The 20,507-nt window shown below is 69.9% G+C and carries 16 protein-coding genes and 1 pseudogene; 4 read left to right on the top strand and 13 right to left on the bottom strand.

Translation table 11 applies throughout. The features are described from left to right. Nucleotides 1–80: 80 nt before the first annotated feature. The 9 genes from pssA to ACFYW9_RS29080 form a co-directional block, all read right to left on the bottom strand. Entirely contained in the window at nt 81–899 is an 819-nt protein-coding gene (pssA, locus tag ACFYW9_RS29120; protein WP_351862365.1) for a CDP-diacylglycerol--serine O-phosphatidyltransferase, read from the bottom strand. Between the two features lie 22 nt (nt 900–921). Beyond that, complete coding sequence (locus ACFYW9_RS29115; RefSeq protein ID WP_261705055.1) at nt 922–1,569, bottom strand: phosphatidylserine decarboxylase; 648 nt, start codon at nt 1,567–1,569, stop codon at nt 922–924. A gap of 170 nt (nt 1,570–1,739) precedes the next feature. Further along, a complete protein-coding gene (locus tag ACFYW9_RS29110) occupies nt 1,740–2,945 on the bottom strand; it encodes an acyl-CoA dehydrogenase family protein (RefSeq protein ID WP_387302300.1) in 1,206 nt (401 codons plus the stop codon). Between the two features lie 2 nt (nt 2,946–2,947). Then, nucleotides 2,948–3,475, bottom strand: coding sequence for a MaoC family dehydratase (locus ACFYW9_RS29105; RefSeq protein WP_261705053.1), 528 nt, complete (start codon nt 3,473–3,475; stop codon nt 2,948–2,950). Between the two features lie 5 nt (nt 3,476–3,480). Beyond that, nucleotides 3,481–4,446, bottom strand: coding sequence for a CoA ester lyase (locus tag ACFYW9_RS29100; protein WP_326784643.1), 966 nt, complete (start codon nt 4,444–4,446; stop codon nt 3,481–3,483). After that, on the bottom strand, nt 4,443–6,491 hold the full coding sequence (locus ACFYW9_RS29095) for a protein meaA (RefSeq protein WP_389156235.1): 2,049 nt from the start codon (nt 6,489–6,491) through the stop codon (nt 4,443–4,445). The genes ACFYW9_RS29100 and ACFYW9_RS29095 overlap by 4 nt, the downstream gene beginning before the upstream one ends. Nucleotides 6,492–6,500: 9 nt before the next feature. Then, entirely contained in the window at nt 6,501–7,838 is a 1,338-nt protein-coding gene (ccrA, locus tag ACFYW9_RS29090; RefSeq protein WP_351862231.1) for a crotonyl-CoA carboxylase/reductase, read from the bottom strand. A 426-nt stretch (nt 7,839–8,264) separates the two neighbouring features. After that, entirely contained in the window at nt 8,265–9,077 is an 813-nt protein-coding gene (locus ACFYW9_RS29085) for a TetR family transcriptional regulator (RefSeq protein ID WP_351862233.1), read from the bottom strand. A 136-nt stretch (nt 9,078–9,213) separates the two neighbouring features. Then, on the bottom strand, nt 9,214–11,019 hold the full coding sequence (locus ACFYW9_RS29080; protein WP_328672432.1) for a 3-hydroxyacyl-CoA dehydrogenase family protein: 1,806 nt from the start codon (nt 11,017–11,019) through the stop codon (nt 9,214–9,216). A gap of 546 nt (nt 11,020–11,565) precedes the next feature. Here ACFYW9_RS29080 and ACFYW9_RS29075 point away from each other — a divergent pair. Continuing rightward, nucleotides 11,566–12,150, top strand: coding sequence for an adenylosuccinate lyase (locus tag ACFYW9_RS29075; RefSeq protein WP_389156230.1), 585 nt, complete (start codon nt 11,566–11,568; stop codon nt 12,148–12,150). A 76-nt stretch (nt 12,151–12,226) separates the two neighbouring features. On the opposite strand, the gene ACFYW9_RS29070 is transcribed toward ACFYW9_RS29075, so the two are convergent. From ACFYW9_RS29070 to ACFYW9_RS29055, 4 genes are all read right to left on the bottom strand, one after another. After that, nucleotides 12,227–12,739 carry a GNAT family N-acetyltransferase gene (locus ACFYW9_RS29070; RefSeq protein WP_389156285.1) on the bottom strand — a complete coding sequence of 171 codons (513 nt, stop codon included), beginning with the start codon at nt 12,737–12,739 and terminating at the stop codon, nt 12,227–12,229. 20 nt (nt 12,740–12,759) lie between these two features. Beyond that, the gene (locus ACFYW9_RS29065; RefSeq protein WP_351862237.1) at nt 12,760–13,158 is read right to left on the bottom strand and encodes a RidA family protein; all 399 of its coding nucleotides are present in this window, start codon (nt 13,156–13,158) and stop codon (nt 12,760–12,762) included. A gap of 60 nt (nt 13,159–13,218) precedes the next feature. Then, nucleotides 13,219–14,802 (bottom strand): alpha/beta hydrolase, encoded by a 1,584-nt coding sequence (locus ACFYW9_RS29060; protein ID WP_389156226.1) that lies wholly within the window; start codon nt 14,800–14,802, stop codon nt 13,219–13,221. 225 nt (nt 14,803–15,027) lie between these two features. Continuing rightward, nucleotides 15,028–16,092, bottom strand: a complete 1,065-nt coding sequence (locus tag ACFYW9_RS29055; protein ID WP_389156223.1) for an Rv2578c family radical SAM protein — start codon at nt 16,090–16,092, stop codon at nt 15,028–15,030. 181 nt (nt 16,093–16,273) lie between these two features. Here ACFYW9_RS29055 and ACFYW9_RS29050 point away from each other — a divergent pair, with 181 nt between their 5' ends. From ACFYW9_RS29050 to ACFYW9_RS29040, 3 genes and pseudogenes are all read left to right on the top strand, one after another. Next, nucleotides 16,274–16,717 (top strand): SRPBCC family protein, encoded by a 444-nt coding sequence (locus ACFYW9_RS29050; protein ID WP_351862240.1) that lies wholly within the window; start codon nt 16,274–16,276, stop codon nt 16,715–16,717. Nucleotides 16,718–16,944: 227 nt separating this feature from the next. Continuing rightward, nucleotides 16,945–17,748: pseudogene (locus ACFYW9_RS29045) on the top strand (MFS transporter); the annotation flags it as partial. 232 nt (nt 17,749–17,980) lie between these two features. Continuing rightward, a complete protein-coding gene (locus tag ACFYW9_RS29040) occupies nt 17,981–20,437 on the top strand; it encodes a SpoIIE family protein phosphatase (protein WP_389156219.1) in 2,457 nt (818 codons plus the stop codon). Nucleotides 20,438–20,507: the final 70 nt, after the last annotated feature.

The raw sequence follows: 20,507 nt of genomic DNA, 5'->3' as shown, positions 1-20,507 counted from the left end.
CGCACGGGAGCGCAGTGGGTCCGCACAGCGGAAGGGCCCCGAACCGTGTGGTTCGGGGCCCTTCCGTGTCGTACGGGGTGTTACGGGAGCTGTGCGGCGCGTGCCTCACGTCGGTTGCCCCGGAAGTTGTTCACCCGGCGGGCCGTGGCGAACAGCGGGATCACCGCGCCCATGACCAGCTGGAGCGCACAACCGGTCTGGAGGAGCAGCTGGCCACCGGGGGCGTCGAACGCCCAGGCCGCCAGGAGCGCCATCGAGAGCACGATCCAGGAGAGCATCGCCACCGCGAGGCGGCCACGCGGCTTGGGGTACTCGACCCGGCTCACCATCAGCCACGCGGTGCCCATGATCGCCATGAGCGTGGCGACGAAGGGCAGCTCCAGCAGGATGATCGAGACCACCGTCAGCGCGCCGAACGGGCTCGGCATGCCCTGGAACGTGCCGTCCTTCACCGTGACGCAGGAGAATCTCGCGAGCCTCAGCACCACGGCCAGGAGCACCACGATCGCTCCGACCGCCGCCACCTTCTGGTAGGCGTCGTCCGCGACCATGCCGTAGACCAGCACGAAGTACGCCGGCGCGAGGCCGAAGCTGATCAGGTCGGACAGGTTGTCCAGCTCGGCGCCCATGGGGGAGGAGCGCAGCTTGCGGGCCACCAGTCCGTCGAACAGGTCGAAGATCGCGGCGCAGAGCATGAGGATCACGGCCGTCGCGGCGGAGTGACGGGCCATGCCCGACTCGTCGCTGCCCGTGAGGTGCGGGATCAGGATGCCGGTGGTGGTGTAGTACACCGCCATGAAGCCGCAGGTGGCGTTGCCGAGCGTGAGCGTGTCCGCTATCGACAGACGGAGCGAGAGAGGCATCTCCTCGTCGTCGTCCATCTCATCGGCCTCCGGCACCCAGCCGGCCTGTGTCTCGGGATCAATCACGGTCAATTCGAGTCACCCCAGCCACGGTCTTCTGACCGACCTCCACGTCGACCTCGACACCCTCGGGGAGGTAGATGTCCACGCGAGAGCCGAAGCGGATCAGGCCGATCCGGTCACCCTGCTCGACCTTCGTCCCCTGCGGGATGTAGGGCACGATGCGACGGGCGACGGCGCCGGCGATCTGGATCATCTCGATGTCACCGAGTTCGGTGTCGAAGTGCCAGACGACGCGCTCGTTGTTCTCGCTCTCCTTGTTGAACGCCGGGACGAACCCGCCGGGGATGTGCTCGACCGACGTCACCGTGCCGGAGAGTGGCGCGCGGTTGACGTGGACGTTGAGCGGGCTCATGAAGATCGCGACGCGGGTGCGCCCGTCCTTCCACGGCATGATGCTCTGCACCACTCCGTCGGCGGGCGAGATGACCCGGCCCTGCGCGATCTCACGCTCGGGGTCGCGGAAGAACCACAGCATCCCGGCCGCGAGTGCGGTGACGGGTACGGCCACGGCCTTGGCCGCGCCGGAACGGCGCGAACGGGCCAGACTGAGTGCTGCGGTGGCAACGGTCGGGAGAAGCCACGGCGATGCTCCGCGCGCGAGGCGGACCCGGCCGCGAGGTGCAGAGGTTTGGCTGTGGGGCATGGATGACCTTCGTAGCGGATGATGCCGCGCTCGAACGGGGGACGGCGGCTTTCACGCGATCGTACCGGTCGCAGACCGCAACTGGGCAAGCCAAGTTGCGGAGTCGACGACTGAAGAGAGCTGACGGGGTGTGACCTTCTTAGCGAAGAAAACACCCCGAACCCGGACATCTAGCCCTGGAGTCGATACTCTTCGAGCAGTCGGCGCCCGATGATCATTTTCTGGATCTCGGCGGTACCCTCGCCGATCAGCAGCATCGGTGCCTCACGGTAGAGGCGCTCGATCTCGTACTCCTTGGAGAAGCCGTAGCCGCCGTGGATCCGGAAAGCATCTTCCACGACCTCTTTGCAGTACTCGGAGGCGAGGTACTTCGCCATCCCTGCTTCGAGGTCGTTTCGTTCCCCGGAGTCCTTTTTGCGAGCCGCGTTCACCATCATTGCATGGGCGGCCTCGACCTTGGTAGCCATCTCGGCCAACTTGAACTGGATCGCCTGATGCTGAGCGATGGCCTTGCCGAAAGTGTGACGTTGCTGGGCATATGAGACGCCGAGCTCGAATGCGCGCTGTGCGACGCCGCAGCCACGGGCCGCGACATTGACGCGGCCGACCTCGACTCCGTCCATCATTTGGTAAAACCCTCGGCCGGTGGTGCCGCCGAGGACCCGATTGGCCGGAATGCGCAGTCCGTCCATGATGAGTTCGGTGGTGTCGACCCCCTTGTAACCCATCTTGTCGATCTTCCCGGGGATGGTGAGGCCCGGGCGGACCTCTCCGAAGCCGGGCTCCTTCTCCACGAGGAAGGTCGTCATCGACTTGTGGGGCGCCGTGCCCTCGGGGTGTCCTTCGTCACTTCGGACGAGAACGGCCACCAGATTCGAGGATCCGCCGTTCGTCAGCCACATCTTCTGGCCGTTCAGGACGTACTCGTCGCCGTCCTTGACCGCCTTGGACGTGATGGCCGACACATCGGAGCCGAGCGCCGGCTCCGACATCGAGAAGGCGCCGCGCGTCTCGCCGAGCGCCATGCGGGGCAGGAAGTGGTCCTTCTGCTCCTGCGTCCCGTGCTGCTTGAGCATGTACGCCACGATGAAGTGGGTGTTGATGATGCCGGAGACCGACATCCAGCCGCGGGCGATCTCCTCCACGCACAGCGCGTAGGTGAGGAGCGACTCGCCCAGGCCCCCGTACTCCTCGGGGATCATCAGACCGAACAGACCCAGCTCCTTGAGTCCGTCGACGATCTGCTGGGGGTACTCGTCGCGGTGCTCCAGCTCGGTGGCGACCGGGATGATCTCCTTGTCCACGAAATCGCGGACCGTGGAGAGGATCTCCCGCTGGACGTCGGTCAGACCGGCGGTCTGGGCGAGTCGCGCCATGACTACTTCTCCGTCTTCTTCTCCGCCGGGGCGGTGAGTTCGGGCCGGCCGGGCTGCTCGCCGCCGCGCTCCTTGATGTACGTCTCGGTGGGGACCATCACCTTGCGGCGGAACACGCAGACCAGCGTGCCGTCCTGCTTGTAGCCCTTGGTCTCCACGTAGACGATCCCGCGGTCCGACTTGGACCGGGAGGGCGTCTTGTCGAGGACCGTGGTCTCGCCGTAGATCGTGTCGCCGTGGAAGGTCGGCGCCACGTGCTTCAGCGACTCGACCTCCAGGTTGGCGATCGCCTTGCCCGAGACGTCCGGCACGGACATGCCGAGGAGCAGCGAGTAGATGTAGTTGCCGACGACGACGTTCTTGCCGAAATCGGTCGTCTTCTCCGCATAGTTGCTGTCCATGTGGAGCGGGTGGTGGTTCATGGTCAGCAGACAGAAGAGGTGGTCGTCGTACTCCGTGACCGTCTTCCCGGGCCAGTGCTTGTAGACCGCCCCGACCTCGAACTCTTCGTAGGTGCGTCCGAACTGCATGGTGCTCAGGCCTCCGGGGCTTCGAACGAGGTGGTGCGCTGCATGCCGGCGGCCCGGCCCTTGCCCGAGATGACGAGCGCCATCTTGCGGCTGGCCTCGTCGATCATCTCGTCGCCGAGCATCGCGGAGCCCTTCTTGCCGCCCGCCTCGGACGTGTAGTAGTCGTACGCGTCCAGGATCAGCTCGGCGTGGTCGAAGTCCTCCTGCGAGGGGGAGAAGATCTCGTTGGAGGCCTCCACCTGACCCGGGTGCAGCACCCACTTGCCGTCGAAGCCGAGGGCGGCGGCGCGCTGGGCGACCGCGCGGTAGCCGTCGATGTTGCGGATCTGGAGGTAGGGACCGTCGATCGCCTGGAGGTTGTTGGCACGCGCGGCCATCAGGATCTTCATCAGGATGTAGTGGTAGGCGTCCGCCGGGTAGCCGGGCGGCTGCTCACCCACGACCAGCGACTTCATGTTGATCGACGCCATGAAGTCGGCCGGGCCGAAGATGATCGTCTCCACGCGCTGCGAGGCCGTGGCGATCTCGTTGACGTTGTTCAGGCCCTGGGCGTTCTCGATCTGCGCCTCGATGCCGATCTTGCCGACCTCGAAGCCCATCGTCTTCTCGATCTGCGTCAGCAGCAGGTCGAGGGCCACGACCTGCTGGGCCGTCTGGACCTTCGGCAGCATGATGCAGTCGAGGTTCTGGCCCGCGCCCTCGACGACCGTGACGACATCGCGGTACGTCCACTCGGTGGTCCAGTCGTTGACGCGCACGACCCGCGTCTTGCCGGTCCAGTCACCCTCGTTGAGGAACTTGACGATGGTGTGCCGGGCGTCGGGCTTGGCCAGCGGCGCGCACGCGTCCTCCAGGTCCAGGAAGACCTGGTCCGCGGGCAGCCCCTGGGCCTTCTCCAGGAAGCGGGGGTTGCTGCCCGGCACCGCCAGGCAGGAACGTCGCGGACGCAGACGGTTGACGGGCGTGGTCATGCGGGGACCTCCAGGGGGTCGAGCTTGTTCGCTTTCCGGATCTCGTCGACGATACGGCCGATGATTCCGGTGATGTCGAAGTCCTTCGGTGTGAAGACCGCGGCCACTCCCGCGGCCCGCAGCTGTTCGGCGTCGGCGTTCGGGATGATCCCGCCCGCGATCACCGGAATGTCGCCCGCGCCGGCCGTGCGCATCTTCTCCAGGACGTCCGGCACCAGCTGGGCGTGCGAGCCGGACAGGATGGACAGGCCGACGGCGTGCACGTCCTCGGCCACGGCCGCGTCCACGATCTGCTCCGGGGTGAGCCGGATGCCCTGGTAGACCACCTCGAACCCGGCGTCGCGGGCCCGCACGGCGATCTGCTCGGCGCCGTTGGAGTGCCCGTCCAGGCCCGGCTTGCCCACCAGGAACCGGAGGTTGCCGGCGCCGAGCTCCTTGGCGGTCAGCTCCACCTTGCGGCGCACCAGGGCGAGCGCGGTGCCCTCCTCGGCGGTGACCGCGACGGGTGCCGAGGAGACACCGGTCGGGGCACGGAACTCGCCGAACACCTCGCGCAGGGCCCCGGCCCACTCGCCGGTGGTGACACCGGCGCGGGCGCACTCCAGGGTGGCCTCCATGAGGTTGTCGGTGCCCTTCGCGGCCTCCTTCAGCCGCTCCAGCGCCTTGCACGGGCGCGGGTGGTTGAAGGGCGGCTGGTAGCGCGTGTCGCGCCAGGTCCCCAGCGCGGAGATCACCCGGGCCTCGACCGCCGGGTCGACCGTCATGATCGCCGCGTCCAGGTCGGCCGTGAGCGGGTTCGGCTCGGTCGACTGGAAGACGTTGACGCCGACGATCTTGTCGGTGCCGCCCTCGATGCGGCCCCGGCGCTCGGCGTGCGAGGAGACGAGCTGCGACTTGAGGTAGCCGGACTCGACGGCGGCCATCGCGCCGCCCATCGCCTCGATCCGGTCGATCTCGGCCAGCGACTCCTCGACGAGTTCGGTCACCTTGGCCTCGATGACGTGCGAGCCCTCGAAGATGTCCTCGTACTCCAGCAGGTCGCTCTCGTGCGCCAGCACCTGCTGGATGCGCAGCGACCACTGCTGGTCCCACGGGCGGGGCAGGCCGAGCGCCTCGTTCCAGGCGGGCAGCTGGACGGCACGCGCGCGGGCGTCCTTGGACAGGGTGACGGCCAGCATCTCCAGCACGATCCGCTGGACGTTGTTCTCCGGCTGCGCCTCGGTCAGACCGAGGGAGTTGACCTGGACGCCGTACCGGAAGCGCCGCTGCTTGGGGTCCTCGATGCCGTACCGCTCACGCGTGATCTTGTCCCAGATCCGCCCGAACGCCCGCATCTTGCACATCTCCTCGATGAAGCGGACACCCGCGTTCACGAAGAAGGAGATACGGGCCACGACCTCGCCCTTGCGGTCCTCGGCGATCTGCCCGGACGCGAACACCGCGTCCAGGACGGCGATCGCGGTGGACATCGCGTACGCGATCTCCTGGACCGGCGTGGCGCCCGCCTCCTGCAGGTGGTAGCTGCAGATGTTGATCGGGTTCCACTTGGGGATGTGGTTGACCGTGTACGTGATCATGTCCGTCGTCAGACGGAGGGAGGGCACCGGCGGGAAGACGTGCGTCCCCCGCGAGAGGTACTCCTTCACGATGTCGTTCTGGGTCGTGCCCTGGAGCTTGGTGATGTCGGCGCCCTGCTCCTCGGCGACGACCTGATAGAGCGCCAGCAGCCACATGGCGGTGGCGTTGATGGTCATCGAGGTGTTCATCTGCTCCAGGGGGATGTCCTGGAACAGCCGGCGCATGTCACCGAGGTGCGAGACCGGCACGCCGACCCGGCCGACCTCGCCGCGGGCGAGGATGTGGTCGGGGTCGTAGCCCGTCTGTGTCGGCAGGTCGAAGGCCACGGAGAGCCCTGTCTGCCCCTTGGCGAGGTTACGCCGGTACAACTCGTTGGACGCCTCGGCCGTGGAGTGGCCGGCGTACGTCCGCATGAGCCACGGCCGGTCCTTCGCCCTCTGCCCGTCGGCTGTCTGACGCTCTGTCATGGATGGACCTCAGACGTTCCGGAAGCGGTTGATGGCGTCGATGTGCTGGGCGCGCTTCTCCTGGTCGCGCACGCCCAGGCCCTCCTCGGGCGCCAGCGCGAGCACGCCGACCTTGCCCTGGTGGAGGTTGCGGTGCACGTCGTAGGCGGCCTGCCCGGTGTCCTCCAGGGAGTAGACCTTGGAGAGCGTCGGGTGGATCTTGCCCTTGGCGACGAGCCGGTTGGCCTCCCAGGCCTCGCGGTAGTTCGCGAAGTGCGAGCCGATGATCCGCTTCAGGGACATCCACAGGTAGCGGTTGTCGTACTCGTGCATGTAGCCCGAGGTCGAGGCGCAGGTGGTGATGGTGCCGCCCTTGCGGGTGACGTAGACCGAGGCGCCGAAGGTCTCGCGGCCGGGGTGCTCGAAGACGATGTCGATGTCCTCGCCGCCGGTGAACTCGCGGATGCGCTTGCCGAAGCGCTTCCACTCCTTCGGGTCCTGGGTGGTCTCGTCCTTCCAGAACTTGTAGCCCTCGGCGTTGCGGTCGATGATCGCCTCGGCGCCCATCGAGCGGCAGATGTCCGCCTTCTGCTCGCTGGAGACGACGCAGATCGGGTTGGCACCGCCGGCGAGCGCGAACTGCGTGGCGTACGAGCCGAGTCCACCGCTCGCGCCCCAGATCAGGACGTTGTCGCCCTGCTTCATGCCGGCGCCGTTGCGGGAGACGAGCTGCCGGTAGGCGGTGGAGTTCACCAGCCCGGGGGCGGCGGCCTCCTCCCAGCTCAGGTGGTCCGGCTTGGGCATCAGCTGGTTGGACTTGACGAGCGCGATCTCGGCGAGGCCGCCGAAGTTGGTCTCGAAGCCCCAGATGCGCTGCTCGGGGTCGAGCATCGTGTCGTTGTGGCCGTCGGAGGACTCCAGCTCGACGGACAGACAGTGTGCGACGACCTCGTCGCCGGGCTTCCAGGAGTTGACTCCCGGGCCGGTGCGCAGGACGACGCCCGCGAGGTCCGAACCGATGATGTGGTACGGCAGGTCGTGGCGCTTGCTGAGGTCGCTGAGCCGCCCGTAGCGCTCCAGGAAGTTGAAGGTCGACACCGGCTCGAAGATCGACGTCCAGACCGAGTTGTAGTTCACGGAGGACGCCATCACCGCGACCAGGGCCTCGCCCGGGCCGAGTTCCGGCACCGGCACGTCGTCCAGGTGGATCGACTTGCGGGGGTCCTTGTCGCGGCTGCTGAGCCCGGCGAACATCTCCGTCTCGTCCTTGTGCACGGTGATCGCGCGGTAGGAGTCGGGGAGCGGAAGAGCGGCGAAGTCGGCGGACGTGGCCGTCTGCGACTGAATCGCGTCCAGGATTTCCTTCACGGTGTTGCCTCCGGCGATGCGCGTCCTGAGGGGGAACGCTGAGGGTTACGTCGGTGCTGCTGAGGGGTGTGCCGTCGGTTCGGCGGAGGTGGTGCTGGCAGCGCTGTGGTTGGCGCGGGAGGTTGCCTGTGACGCAGGCGTCCGGGCGCGCAGGCCATGGGGCTTGCGGGGACAGCCGGCGTACGAATGGTCTCTGCACGCCGGCCGCCCGGACTCCTTCAACGTATGGCACGCCGTGTCACCTGACAAGGCACGGAGTGCCAAAAGTTGCGCTCAGGTGAAATCTTTACGTAACAAGTGAGCGATGATCGATCAAATCGGAGTGCAAAGCACTCAAAGCAGGACACAAAAAACGCCGGACGCGCTCGAAGTGAGCGTGTCCGGCGCGTGGTCGGAGTAAGTGGGCCGTCGATGTGCGGCGGGTCGCTACGACCGTTCCTTGAGGGCCTGCTCGATGGTGCGCATCACCTGGTCCAGCGGTGCGTCGACACGGGCGACGGTCACCAGGACGTCCCCCTCGGTGAAGGACGACGCCGGCGCCTGTCGCGGCGCGGTCTCCCGTCCCGCGCCGATCCCGGTGCCGAAGGTCTTGCGGACGATCGCGAAGGCGTGGTCCAGCTGGGACTCCACGTCTCCCTGACCGCCGGCCCGCAGCCACCGCCGCAGGACGTGGTTGTGGGCCGTGACCACGGCCGAGGCGGCGACCTCGGCGAGCAGCGGATCGTCGTTGGCGTCGTCGTCGTGCGCGTGCTCGTCGAAGTGGCCCAGCAGATAGCGCGTGAAGAGCCGCTCGTAGCGGGCCACCGAGGCGATCTCGGCCTCGCGCAGCGTCGGCACCTCGCGCGTCAGCTTGTACCGGGAGACGGAGATCTCCGGCTGGGCCGCGTACATCTTCATGACTTCCTTGATACCGCGGCACACGGTGTCGAGCGGATGCTCGTGCGGGGGCGCCGCGTTCAGCACCGCCTCGGCCCGGATCAGGGTGTCGTCGTGATCGGGGAAGATCGCCTCTTCCTTGGAGCGGAAGTGGCGGAAGAACGTACGGCGGGCCACTCCGGCCCGGGCCGCGATCTCGTCGACGGTGGTCGCCTCGTACCCCTTGGCGGCGAACAGCTCCATGGCCGCGGCCGCCAGTTCCCGGCGCATCTTGAGGCGTTGGGCCGCCGCGCGACTGCCCGCGGCGCTCTCCGGCGCGTCGGGCGTGGCTGGTGTACGTGAGGACTTGGCGGGCTGGGGCATGCCCCGAACGTACTGCATGTGCGCAGGAGAGCGCGCATGTCCGGGGATCCCCCCGCCCTGGAAGGGCGGGGGGTGTCCGGCGGGGCCCAGCAGTCCGCCCCAGTCGGCGTCGTCCGCGAACCAGTCGCCCGGACGCTCAGCGGCGGGCATATTCGCGGAAGCCGCGGCCCGTCTTGCGGCCGAGGCAGCCCGCGGCCACCAGGTGCTCCAGAAGCGGGGCGGGGGCGAGTCCCGGGTCCCGGAACTCGCGGTGCAGGACCTTCTCGATGGCCAGCGAGACATCGAGACCGACCACGTCGAGCAGCTCGAAGGGTCCCATCGGGTAGCCGCCGCCCAGCTTCATCGCCGCGTCGATGTCGTCCAGCGAGGCGTAGTGCTCCTGCACCATCTTGATCGCGTTGTTCAGGTAAGGGAACAGCAGCGCGTTCACGATGAAGCCGGCCCGGTCACCGCAGTCCACCGGGTGCTTGCGGATCTTCGCGCAGACCTCGCGCACGGTGGCGTGCACGTCGTCCGCGGTCAGCACGGTCCGCACGACCTCGACGAGCTTCATCGCCGGGGCCGGGTTGAAGAAGTGCATGCCGATGACGTCCTGCGGGCGCGAGGTGGCGCGGGCGCAGGCGACGACGGGCAGCGAGGAGGTGGTGGTGGCGAGGATCGCGCCGGGCTTGCAGACCTTGTCGAACGTGCCGAACAGCTGCTGCTTGACCTCCAGGTCCTCGGCGACCGCCTCCAGCGCCAGGTCCACGTCGGCGAAGTCGTCGTAGCTGCCGGTCGGCGTGATCAGCTCCAGGGTCCGCGCCGCCGCCTCGGCCGTCATCCGGCCCTTGTCGACAGAGCGGTTGAGCGACTTGCCGATGCGGGCCTTCGCGGTCTGCGCCTTCTCCTCCGTGCGGGCGGCGAGGACGACCTCGTACCCGGCCTTGGCGAAGACCTCGGCGATCCCGGAGGCCATCGTGCCGGAGCCGGCCACACCCACCGAGCGGACCGTACGCCCCTCCGCCAGGACGGCGCCCTCCAGCGGCGTCAGCGCGTCCCGCACGACGGCGTCGCTGCCCGGGGCCTCGTACGAGTAGAAGCCGCGGCCGGACTTACGCCCGGTCAGGCCCGCCTCGCTGAGCTGCTTGAGGATGGGCGCGGGGGCGTGCAGCCGGTCGCGCGACTCGGAGTACATCGCCTCCAGGACGGTCCGCGCGGTGTCCACGCCGATCAGGTCGAGCAGCGCGAGCGGGCCCATGGGCAGTCCGCAGCCGAGCTTCATCGCCGCGTCGATGTCCTCGCGGGAGGCGTACTTCGCCTCGTACATCGCGGCCGCCTGGTTGAGGTAGCCGAAGAGCAGTCCGTCGGCGACGAAACCGGGGCGGTCGCCCACCGCGACGGGCTCCTTCCCGAGTTCCAGGGCCAGGTCGGTGACCGCGGCCACGGCCGTCGGCGCGGTCAGCACCGAGGAGACGACCTCGACGAGCTTCATCGCGGGCGCCGGGTTGAAGAAGTGCAGGCCGAGCACGCGCTCGGGGTGGGCCGAGTCGGCGGCCAGACGCGTCACGGACAGGGCGTTGGTGCCCGTCGCGAGGATCGCCTCGCGACGCACGATGCCGTCGAGCGCCCGGAAGACCTGCTGCTTGATGTCGTACGACTCCGGGGTCACCTCGATGACGAGGTCGGCGTCGGCGGCGGCCGCGAGGTCGGTGAAGGTACGGAAGCGGGCGAGGGCGTCGGTGCGCTCCGCGTCGCTCATGTGCTCGCGTCGCACGGCGCGGGCGGTGGAGGCTTCGAGGGTGGCCACGGCCTGGGCGGCCGCGGCCTCACTGATGTCGATGCCGATCACGTCACGGCCGGCCCGGGCCAGGACTTCGGCGATGCCGGTGCCCATGGTGCCGAGGCCGACGACGGCGACGGTCTTCAGCGGGGACAGAGGGGTGTCGGACAGGGGAGTGGCCATCGCGGGACTCCAGAAAGTGGTGACGGCTGAGGAGCGCACGCGGGTACGCCGACAGGCGCACACCGTGCGGAGGTTGCGGGTGTTTCCGGGCTGACGAGCGCACACGCCCGGTGCCGTCCCGAAGCGCCGAGGAACGGGCGCCCGTGGGAGGTGAAAGCCGACCGGCCCTGTCCCGGAGCCATGTCGTACTGAGGTACCTGAAGTACCGAACCGACTGCTCTCACGGTGGCTGCGTCACCAGGCCACCGAGAGGTGAGACACGAGTGGGTAACTCGCTCGTCTGAGCTTAACCCGCCGGTAACGAGCGCGCCAGTCCCCGACTTTGTGATGTACGTCCCCGCACCTAGGTCCTGTCGTCAAATTCCCGTCGTCCGCCCGGAGGGCGGGCCCTGCGGCGTCAGGTGCGTGCTCTCGGCGTGCCGGGCTCAGACCCTCGTACTGGATGTACTTGGGTCTGTGCCCGGTGCGTCGAGAGTGCGTGCATGGCGTCGCGGGGCAGACGGGAATTTGACGACAGGACCTAGCGGGCTTGCCTAAGCTCGGCCCATGGACGAAGCGTTGCGATCACTCACGGAGCGTCTGCGCGCCGAGGCCGGGGCCCCGGCCTCGGCGGCCTACGAACGACTGGCGCGGACGGCGGACCCCGACGTGCTGGCCGCGGCGCTGACCGAGCCCGGACAGCCGCTCTGGGCACGGGAGTTGGTCGCCTTCCGGCTCGGCACGGCAGGGGACCGGCGGGCCTTCGAAGCGCTCGTCCTGCTGCTCAACCACCGTGATCCGCAACGCTGCGCGTCCGCCGCCCACGCCCTGGCCCGGCTCGGCGACCCGCGCACGGCCCGTGCCGCCGCGGCGCTCGCCACCAACGAGCTGCGGGTCGCGTACGCGCTCCAGCCCGTACGGCTCCTGGTCGAACTGCGCGCGCCCGAGGCCGTACCCGCGCTGATCACCACCCTGGAGCGCAGGCTGCGCCCGCACGACCCCTACCGCAAGGTCGCCCTCGCGTGCGCGGAAGGTCTGGGCGTCCTGGGCGACGCCCGCGCCAGAAGGGTCCTGAACGAGGCACTGGCCCATCCGGCGCTCGCGGAGACGGCCGTGCGCGCGCTGACCCGGCTGCCCGAGGACCAGGTCTAGGGCTCGCGCCGGTGCCTGTGTGCGGGGCCGGGCGGGCCGGCGCCGGCCGGAACTGACGCGGTCCGGCCCGCCCGCGTCAGTCCCGGCCGGCGCCGGTCAGTGCGCGGGCGTAGCGCACCTCGGGCACCGCGACCCCGGCCGCCTCGAAGGGCTCCTCGGCGCCGTCGGGGCCGAAGCCGGATCTTTCGTAGAAGCGGCGGGCCGCGGTGTTCTCCTTGAGGACCCACAGCAGCATGCGTTCGTGCCCGGCCGCCGCGCAGCGGTCCGAGGACTCCCGCAGCAGGGCTTGGCCGACCCCCTGGCCCAGCACGTCGGGGTGTACGTAGATGGCGTACAGCTCGACTTCCCCGGGCCCCGCCCCGCTGTCCCGGTGCGGTCCGTGGCAGGCCCAGCCGACCACGGATCCGTCGCGCTCCGCGACCAGGTTCACGACGCTGCCGTCACCCTGTTCGAGGTGGCGGCGCCGGCGCGCCGCGTCCTCGGCCACGCTGAGTCCGTCCAGGTACGACTGCGGTATCAGGCCCTTGTACGCGGCCTGCCAGCCGCGCACCCGGATCTCCGCCACGCGCGGACAGTCGTCGAGGGTCATCTCACGGACCCGGGGCCCGCTCACGTGCCGACCACCGCGTACGCCTCGATCTCCATCAGGAACTCGGGCCGGATCAGTGCGGCGACCTGGACCGCCGAGGCGGCCGGAAGGCGCTCCGCGGGTATGTGCGCGGCGCGGGCGGCCCGGATCGCGGGCATGTGGGCCATGTCCGTGACGAAGAAGGTGAGTTTGACGACGTCGTCGAAGCCGGCGCCCGCCGCCGCCAGGCACCGACGCAGGTTCTCGAAGACCTGACGGGCCTGGGCCTCGGCGTCGCCCTCGCCGACGAGGCCGCCGTCTTCGTCCAGGGGGACCTGGCCCGACACCGCGACGAAGCGGCCCGTGCCCGTCACGACATGGGAGTAGGCGGCGGCTGGGGCGACCCCGTCGGGGGCGGAGATGCGTGTCGGCTCACTCATGGGTCCATGGTGGACCATGGGTCCGACAACGCCCCCGACGGGCGTCCGCGCGGGCGGGGTTCAGCCTCGGTGACCGAGGAGTCCGTGCAGCGTCGCGCCCCGTGACGAGGAGGACGCGGCCTTCGCGGTCAGCGGTTTCGGATCGGGTAGCGTCTCGCACACCGCGTCGGCCTCGCCGCTGCCGTGCGGCACCTTGCCGCTGGTCAGATAGGCCGACAGGTACTTGTCCAGGCAGGCGTTGCCGCTCAGCGTGATGCCGTGGTTGCCGCCGCCCTGTTCGACCACCAGGCTGGAGCCGCGCAGCTGGTGATGGACGGTCACCCCTCCCTCGTAGGGAGTGGCCGCGTCGTCGGTCGCCTGGAAGAGCAGCGTCGGCGGCAGACGGCGGTTGGAGATGTCCACCGGCCGGAGCGAGTCCGTGGGCCAGAACGCGCACGGCGCGTTGTACCAGGCGTTGTTCCAGGCCATGAACGGCGCCTTGTCGTACACCGCCCAGTTGTCCCGGCGCCACTGGCGCCAGTCGCGCGGCCAGGACGCGTCACGGCACTGGACCGCCGTGTAGACGCTGTAGCCGTTGTCTCCCGAGGCGTCCACGGCCCCGAAGTTCTCGTACGCCTCCACGAGCGCGTCCGAGTTCTTGCTGTTCACGTAGGAAGCGAACGCCTCGGCGAGGTAGGGCCAGTAGCCGTTGTAGTAGCCGCCCGGGATGAAGGTGTCCTCCAGTTCGGAGGCGCCCACCTTCTTCTGCGCGGGGGCCTTGGCGAGCGCCGCGCGCATCGCGTACCACTTGGCCTCGACCGCGGCCGGGTCGGTGCCGAGCTTGTAGGCCGCGTCGTTCTTGGCGACCCACGCCAGGAACGCCAGGTGGCGGTCGTTGAAGGCGTAGTCCTGGCTGAGGTTGTCGTCGTACCACACCCCGGTGGGGTCGACGATGGAGTCGAGGACCAGCCGGCGGACCCGCTGCGGATACAGCTTGGCGTACACGGCTCCCAGGTAGGTGCCGTACGAGTAGCCGAAGTAGTTGATCTTCTTGGCGCCCAGGGCCGCGCGGATCGCGTCCATGTCGCGGACCGCGCTCACCGTGTCGAGGTACGGCAGCAGTTTCGCGTACTTCGTGCCGCACGCCTCGGCGAAGGCCCTGGCGCGGGCGAGGTTGGCCTTCTCGAGGGCCCTGGTGCTCGGCACGGTGTCGGGGCGGACGGGCTTGAAGTGTCCCGGCTCGCAGTCGATCGCGGGCTTGCTCCTGCCGACACCGCGCGGGTCGAAGCCGATGACGTCGTACTGCGCCGCCACGGCCTTGGGCAGCGTGGAGGCGACGAACCCGGCCAGCGTCAGTCCGCTGCCGCCGGGACCGCCCGGGTTCACCAGCAGCGGTCCCTGGTACGTCTTCGCGGTGTGCGGGACGCGGGACAGGGCGAGGGTGATCCGCTCGCTGTAGGGGTTCTTATGGTCCAGCGGTACCTTCACGGACGCGCACTGGAGCGTCGGATAGTCGCTGGTGCCGCACTTCTTCCAGACGGGTTTCGCGGTCCGGGCGGTGCGCGGTGCGGCGGCGGAGCCGGTGCTCGCCTCGGCGGGGATCGACGTGATCATCCCGGCCAGCACGACGGCCGCCCCGCACAGAGCGGCTGCGCGTTTTTTCACAAGGCCTCCCAGGACGGAGGGTTCTGAGCCGTGCACGCCACGGCCTTCGCCGTATCGTCCCGGACAGGGGTCCTGGAAGAACGTGTTCCGGTGAGACTCGACCCGATTGGATCGCGGGATGCGCTCGGATGCCGCCACGAACCGCATCCCGGGCCTTCGGGGAGGCGGTCTCGCGGGAAGCACGGGACAAGCCGCCAAGCCGCTGTGACGGGTCGTCATCGGCCTTCAGAGCAGCGTCAGCTGTGTCGGTCCCGGCGCGGTGGGGGCCTGCGCGGCGGGCGCCGGGGCTGCCGCGGGCTCGGGAAGGGTGATCCGGCGCGGCATGCCCGCGCGCGCGGGGCCGATGCCGTACTCCTGTGCCAGCTCGTGCACCTGACGGGTGATCCGGCGCTGATACCACTTCGGGGCGTAGGCGCCCTCCGCGTACAGCCGCTCGTAGCGCCGTACGAGGTAAGGGTGGTGGTGTTCCAGCCAGGCCATGAACCACTCCCGGGCGCCGGGCCGCAGATGCAGCACCAGCGGGGTCACCGAGGTGGCCCCGGACGCCGCGACGGCCTGGACGGTGGCGCGCAGCTGGGCGGGGTGGTCGCCGAGGAAGGGGATCACGGGGGCCATGAGGACGCCGCAGCCGATGCCGTGGTCCGTCAGGGTGCGGACGACGTCCAGGCGGCGCTCGGGGGCCGGTGTGCCCGGCTCCACGGTGCGCCACAGCTCGGTGTCGGTGAAACCCACGGAGACCGAGATCCCGACGTCGGTGACCTCGGAGGCCTGCTTCAGCAGGTCGAGGTCGCGCAGGACGAGCGTGCCCTTCGTCAGGATCGAGAAGGGGTTCGCGTGGTCGCGCAGGGCCGCGATGATGCCCGGCATGAGCCGGTAGCGGCCCTCCGCGCGCTGGTAGCAGTCGACGTTGGTGCCCATGGCGATGTGCTCGCCGTGCCAGCGGGGCGAGGCGAGCTGGCGGCGCAGCAGCTCCGGCGCGTTGACCTTCACCACGATCTGAGAGTCGAACCCGAGTCCGGTGTCGAGGTCCAGATAGCTGTGCGTCTTGCGGGCGAAACAGTAGACACAGGCGTGTGAGCAGCCGCGATAGGGGTTGACCGTCCACTCGAACGGCATCCGGGAGGCTCCCGGCACCCGGTTCACGATCGAGCGCGCCCGGACCTCGTGGAACGTGATCCCTCTGAACTCGGGCGTGTCGAACGTCCTTGTCGTGACCGTGTCCGCGCTGAACAGGGCGGCGTCCCGGGCGGGGCCCCCGGCGGGGTCCGCTGTCAGGTTCTCCCAGCGCATGGCGCCTCCTAGGTAGCACTGGACAGAGAATAGAACACATGTTCCCTTGATCGTGCGACCTGATTCCCGTGTCGCCCCGCCGGCGCCGCCCGCGTCCACGGGCACCCCGATTTGGGGGGCCGGGGCGCCGGGTGGTTGGCTGGCCGCACACCCCGAGGAACCAAGTGCTGGAGGAAGTGCCATGGCGCAGGTCGAGGCGACGACGGAGCGGGTCATCGCGGCGGACGCGGAGGCGGTGTTCGACGCCCTGGCCGACTACGACGGCACGCGGCGCGAGCTGCTGCCCGAGCACTTCAGCGAGTACGAGGTGCGCGAGGGCGGCGACGGCGAGGGCACCCTCGTCCACTGGAAGCTCCAGGCCACCAGCAAGCGCGTCCGCGACTGCCTGCTCGAGGTGAGCGAGCCCACCGACGGCGAGCTCGTCGAGAAGGACCGCAACTCCTCCATGGTCACCACCTGGCGGGTCACCCCGGCCGGTGAGGGGAAGTCGCGCGTGGTGGTCACCAGCGTCTGGAACGGCGCGGGCGGCATCGGCGGCTTCTTCGAGCGGACCTTCGCGCCCAAGGGCCTCGGCCGCATCTACGACGCCGTGCTCGCCAACCTGGCGGCGCGGACCGAGAAGTGACCCCGCCCTCCGGGACGCGCACGGCTCTCTGAGGCCCAGGTGCGGCCGCCGGATGGTGACTTGACGGCCGCGGCCGTCAAGAGGCCGTCTCCGAAAGCGTGTTGCGCCCTCACCGTTTCGGGTGGAAGTCCCTCCCGCTCGGCGATATGCCGTAACTCGTCATGCTTGCCGGGAGTTGTCGCGATTGGCGGCAATTGCTCGGCGGATGTGACGAGGGGAGCGGACGCATGGGCGGGATCACTCGGGTGCGGGACGAACCGGCCGTCGCGCCCGCGCGAAACCCCGTTCCCGGGGCCGCCGAACCCGTCGGGCCGACCCCGCGGCAGGTGCGGCTGATCTTCTGCGGACTGATCCCCGCCCTGCTCCTCGCCGCCCTCGACCAGATGATCGTGGCCACCGCGCTCCCGGGGATCGTCGGAGAACTGCACGGCCTCGACAGGATGTCCTGGGCGATCACCGCCTACCTGCTCACCTCCACCGTCGTACTCCCCGTCTACGGCAAGCTCGGCGACCTCCACGGCCGCAAGGGCGTCTTCCAGTTCGCCATCGCCGTCTTCGTCGTCGGCTCCGCGCTCGCCGGACGGGCGGGGACCATGGACCAGCTGATCGCCTTCCGCGCGGTCCAGGGCGTCGGTGCCGGAGGCCTCGTGACCGGCGTGCAGGCGATCGTCGCGGACATCGTGCCGCCCCGTCGGCGCGGCCGGTTCATGGGGCTGATCGGCGCCGCGTTCGCTCTCGCCTCGGTCGCGGGCCCCCTGCTGGGCGGGTACTTCACCGACCAGCTGTCCTGGCGGTGGTGCTTCTACGTCAACGTGCCCTTCGGACTGCTCACCCTGGCCGTCGTCACCGTCGTCCTGAAGCTGCCGAAGCCCGCCGTCCGGGGACGCGTCGACGTCCTCGGAGTGCTGCTCCTCACCACGGCCTCGACCTGCCTGGTCCTGCTGACCAGCTGGGGCGGCACCGAGTACGCCTGGAGCTCACGGGTCGTCCTCGTCCTCGCGGCGGGCTATCCGCCCGTGGCCACCGTGCTCCAGGTCTCCGGAGGCGGCCGCACGGAACACGACCTGCACGTGGGCCACGAGGACTGACGCGCACGCACGCGCGGACCGGGCCCGGCAGGCGCCCCGGGAGGCGCGCCGCGCTCCGGAGCCGCCCCCGCCGAGGCCAATTCCCGCATTGCCGCACATCGTGACGGACCGCCGCCGTACGGTGGTGGAGGCGGCACAGATCTTGCGGAGCCGTGGGGGAGAGAGGGTCTGGGCCATGGACCATGGCACCGAAGCCGGCACGACTCCGAGCCCTGGGGCCGGGAACGGCGCGACGGACCACGCCGACGCCGGTCGCGTCCCGCTGGCCGTGGTGGTCGTGGACCGTGACGGGCTCGTCTCGCACTGGAGCAGCGGCGCGCGGCGCATGTTCGGCGTCCCCAAGGAAGAAGCTCTGGGCCGCCAGGCGGTGGACCTGCTCCCGGTCTCCGGCGCGCTCCCCGAGGACACGGGCGCGACCCCCTTCGGCAGCCGTGCCACGTACGACGGACTCGGGCCAGGCCTGGAGTCGTCCCTGGACGGGCATCTCTCCTATCCCGCCGCCGGACGCGCCCGGCTCACCGCGGCCGGTCCCGAGCGGATCGACGTCCTGTGGTGGGCCTACCCGCTGGTGGGCCCGGGCCCGGAGCGGCTGCTCGTGCTCGCCGCCGACGCGGCCGCGATGCGGCACGAGGACGACGACGTCTCCTTCGAGCGCATCGCACCCGGCTTCGCGCTGCACACCGACTTCCCCGGCGCCGAGGAACTGGCCCGCCGGCTCCCCGACATCCTGCCCAGCATGAGCGTCGGCGACAGCGCCCGCATCGTCTCGCAGGTTCTGGAACTGGGATATCCCGTCCTGGAGTTCAGCCAGAACGACCGGGTGCCCGTCACCCCCGACTGGGGCGTGCCCAGGCGCGCGGAGCGCAAGGCGCGCCGCGAGCGGGCGGCCCGGGCCGAGGCCCGCGGAGCGCCCCTGCCGGGGGACCTCGCGGACGACGAGGCAGAGGACCTCGAGTACGTCGCCGTCCGGGAACGTCTGGAATTCCTGAACGAGGTCAGCGGGCGCATCGGAACCTCCCTCGACCTGTCGCGCACCATCGTGGAGGTCAGCCGGGCCGTCGTGCCGCGCTTCACGGACGTGGCGGGCACCTATCTGCGTGAGCAGGTCGTCGCCGGTGAGGGCTTCCCCGACGGTGTGCCCGACACGACCACGATGTGGCACCGGGTCGCCCTGGAGCACACGGACGAGCCGGGCCGCTGGGACGACGTCGTGCCGGTCGGCGAGGTCATGCCCTTCCCGGCGCACACCCCGTTCTTCCAGTGCATGACCACCGGTGAGCCCGTCCTGGTGCCGCGCATCAGCGAGCGGATGGGGCACATGATCGCCGCGCAGTTCGAGAAGCGCGACATCAGGCCGCTCATCACCGGCCGCTCCATGCTGGTCGTGCCCCTCAAGGCCCGGAACGTGGTGCTCGGGTTCATGATCCTGCTGCGGCACCCCGAGCGCGTCGAGTTCAACGACATGGACCGGGTCACCGGCGCCGAACTGGCCGCCCGCGCGGGCCTGGTGCTGGACAACGCGCGCATGTACACCTACCAGGAGAGCGTCGCCGAGACCCTCCAGGACAGCATGCTGCCGACCATCGAACCCCGCATGGCCGGCTGCGACATCGCCACCCGCTATCTGCCGGGAACACTCCTCGGACGGGTCGGCGGCGACTGGTTCGACTCGGTGAAACTGCCCGGCTCGCGCACCGCCCTGGTCGTCGGGGACGTCATGGGCCACGGCCTCAACTCCGCCGCGATGATGGGCCAGTTGCGTACCGCCGTACAGACCATGGCCGCCCTCGACCTGCCGCCCGCCCAGCTCCTGCGCAGCCTGGACGACCTCGCCCAGCGCCTCGGCGACACCTACCTCGCGACCTGCCTGTACGCCGTCTACGACCCGATCGCCGGCCTGCTGCACCTCGCCAACGCCGGCCATGTCCCGCCGGTCCTGGTCCGCGCCGCGGACGGCCGCAGCGAACTGCTCGACCTGCCGACCGGAGCGCCCGTCGGGGTCGGCGGAGTGCCCTTCGAAGCGGTCCGCGTGCGGGTGCGGCCCGGCGACCGGCTCGTGATGTGCACCGACGGCCTTGTCGAGGTCCGCGGTGAGGACATCGGCGTCGGTCTGGCCACCCTCTGCGAGTCCGCCGCCCACCCGGCCGCCTCCATGGACCACGCCTGCGACACCATCATCCGCGCGCTCAACACCCGCGGCGGGCGCAAGGACGACGTCGCCCTGCTGATGGCCCGGCTCAACGGGATCGCGCCCGAGGACGTCGCCGAATGGCGCCTGGCGCTCGACCCGGTGGAGGTCGGCAGAGCGCGCGCCGTGGTCCGCGAACAGCTTCACGCGTGGGGTCTGGCGAGCCTCGCCGACAACGCCGGGCTGATGGTCGGCGAGCTCGTCACCAACGTCGTACGGCACACGCAGAGCCGCCGGATCGAGCTGCGGCTCGTTCGCGGCGACACCCTGCTCTGCGAGGTGGACGACGACGACCACACGCTCCCGGTCCTGCTCAGCGCGGGGCCCGGGGACGAGTTCGGACGCGGCCTCAGGCTCGTCAGCGCGCTGTCCCGCGAGTGGGGCGCCAGCCGCACCGGCGCGGGCAAGACCGCGTGGTTCGAACTGACGCTTCCCCGCGGCTGATCCGTCCGCGCGGTGTCCCGCACGCCCGGGCGGCTCCGGCGCGCGAGGGCGTACGGGGTTCGAATGAGAG

The organism is Streptomyces sp. NPDC002698, from assembly GCF_042888945.1.
Classification (GTDB): domain Bacteria; phylum Actinomycetota; class Actinomycetes; order Streptomycetales; family Streptomycetaceae; genus Streptomyces.
This window is presented reverse-complemented; position numbering and strand designations above follow the sequence as displayed.

What these genes read in the sequence shown, in the direction of transcription:
- ACFYW9_RS29115 (WP_261705055.1), bottom strand. Translation starts at nt 1,569, where the DNA reads ATGCCCCACAGCCAAACCTCTGCACCTCGCGGCCGGGTCCGCCTCGCG.
- ACFYW9_RS29110 (WP_387302300.1), bottom strand. Translation starts at nt 2,945, where the DNA reads ATGGCGCGACTCGCCCAGACCGCCGGTCTGACCGACGTCCAGCGGGAG.
- ACFYW9_RS29105 (WP_261705053.1), bottom strand. Translation starts at nt 3,475, where the DNA reads ATGCAGTTCGGACGCACCTACGAAGAGTTCGAGGTCGGGGCGGTCTAC.
- ACFYW9_RS29100 (WP_326784643.1), bottom strand. Translation starts at nt 4,446, where the DNA reads ATGACCACGCCCGTCAACCGTCTGCGTCCGCGACGTTCCTGCCTGGCG.
- ACFYW9_RS29095 (WP_389156235.1), bottom strand. Translation starts at nt 6,491, where the DNA reads ATGACAGAGCGTCAGACAGCCGACGGGCAGAGGGCGAAGGACCGGCCG.
- ACFYW9_RS29085 (WP_351862233.1), bottom strand. Translation starts at nt 9,077, where the DNA reads ATGCCCCAGCCCGCCAAGTCCTCACGTACACCAGCCACGCCCGACGCG.
- ACFYW9_RS29080 (WP_328672432.1), bottom strand. Translation starts at nt 11,019, where the DNA reads ATGGCCACTCCCCTGTCCGACACCCCTCTGTCCCCGCTGAAGACCGTC.
- ACFYW9_RS29075 (WP_389156230.1), top strand. Translation starts at nt 11,566, where the DNA reads ATGGACGAAGCGTTGCGATCACTCACGGAGCGTCTGCGCGCCGAGGCC.
- ACFYW9_RS29070 (WP_389156285.1), bottom strand. Translation starts at nt 12,739, where the DNA reads ATGACCCTCGACGACTGTCCGCGCGTGGCGGAGATCCGGGTGCGCGGC.
- ACFYW9_RS29065 (WP_351862237.1), bottom strand. Translation starts at nt 13,158, where the DNA reads ATGAGTGAGCCGACACGCATCTCCGCCCCCGACGGGGTCGCCCCAGCC.
- ACFYW9_RS29055 (WP_389156223.1), bottom strand. Translation starts at nt 16,092, where the DNA reads ATGCGCTGGGAGAACCTGACAGCGGACCCCGCCGGGGGCCCCGCCCGG.
- ACFYW9_RS29050 (WP_351862240.1), top strand. Translation starts at nt 16,274, where the DNA reads ATGGCGCAGGTCGAGGCGACGACGGAGCGGGTCATCGCGGCGGACGCG.
- ACFYW9_RS29040 (WP_389156219.1), top strand. Translation starts at nt 17,981, where the DNA reads ATGGACCATGGCACCGAAGCCGGCACGACTCCGAGCCCTGGGGCCGGG.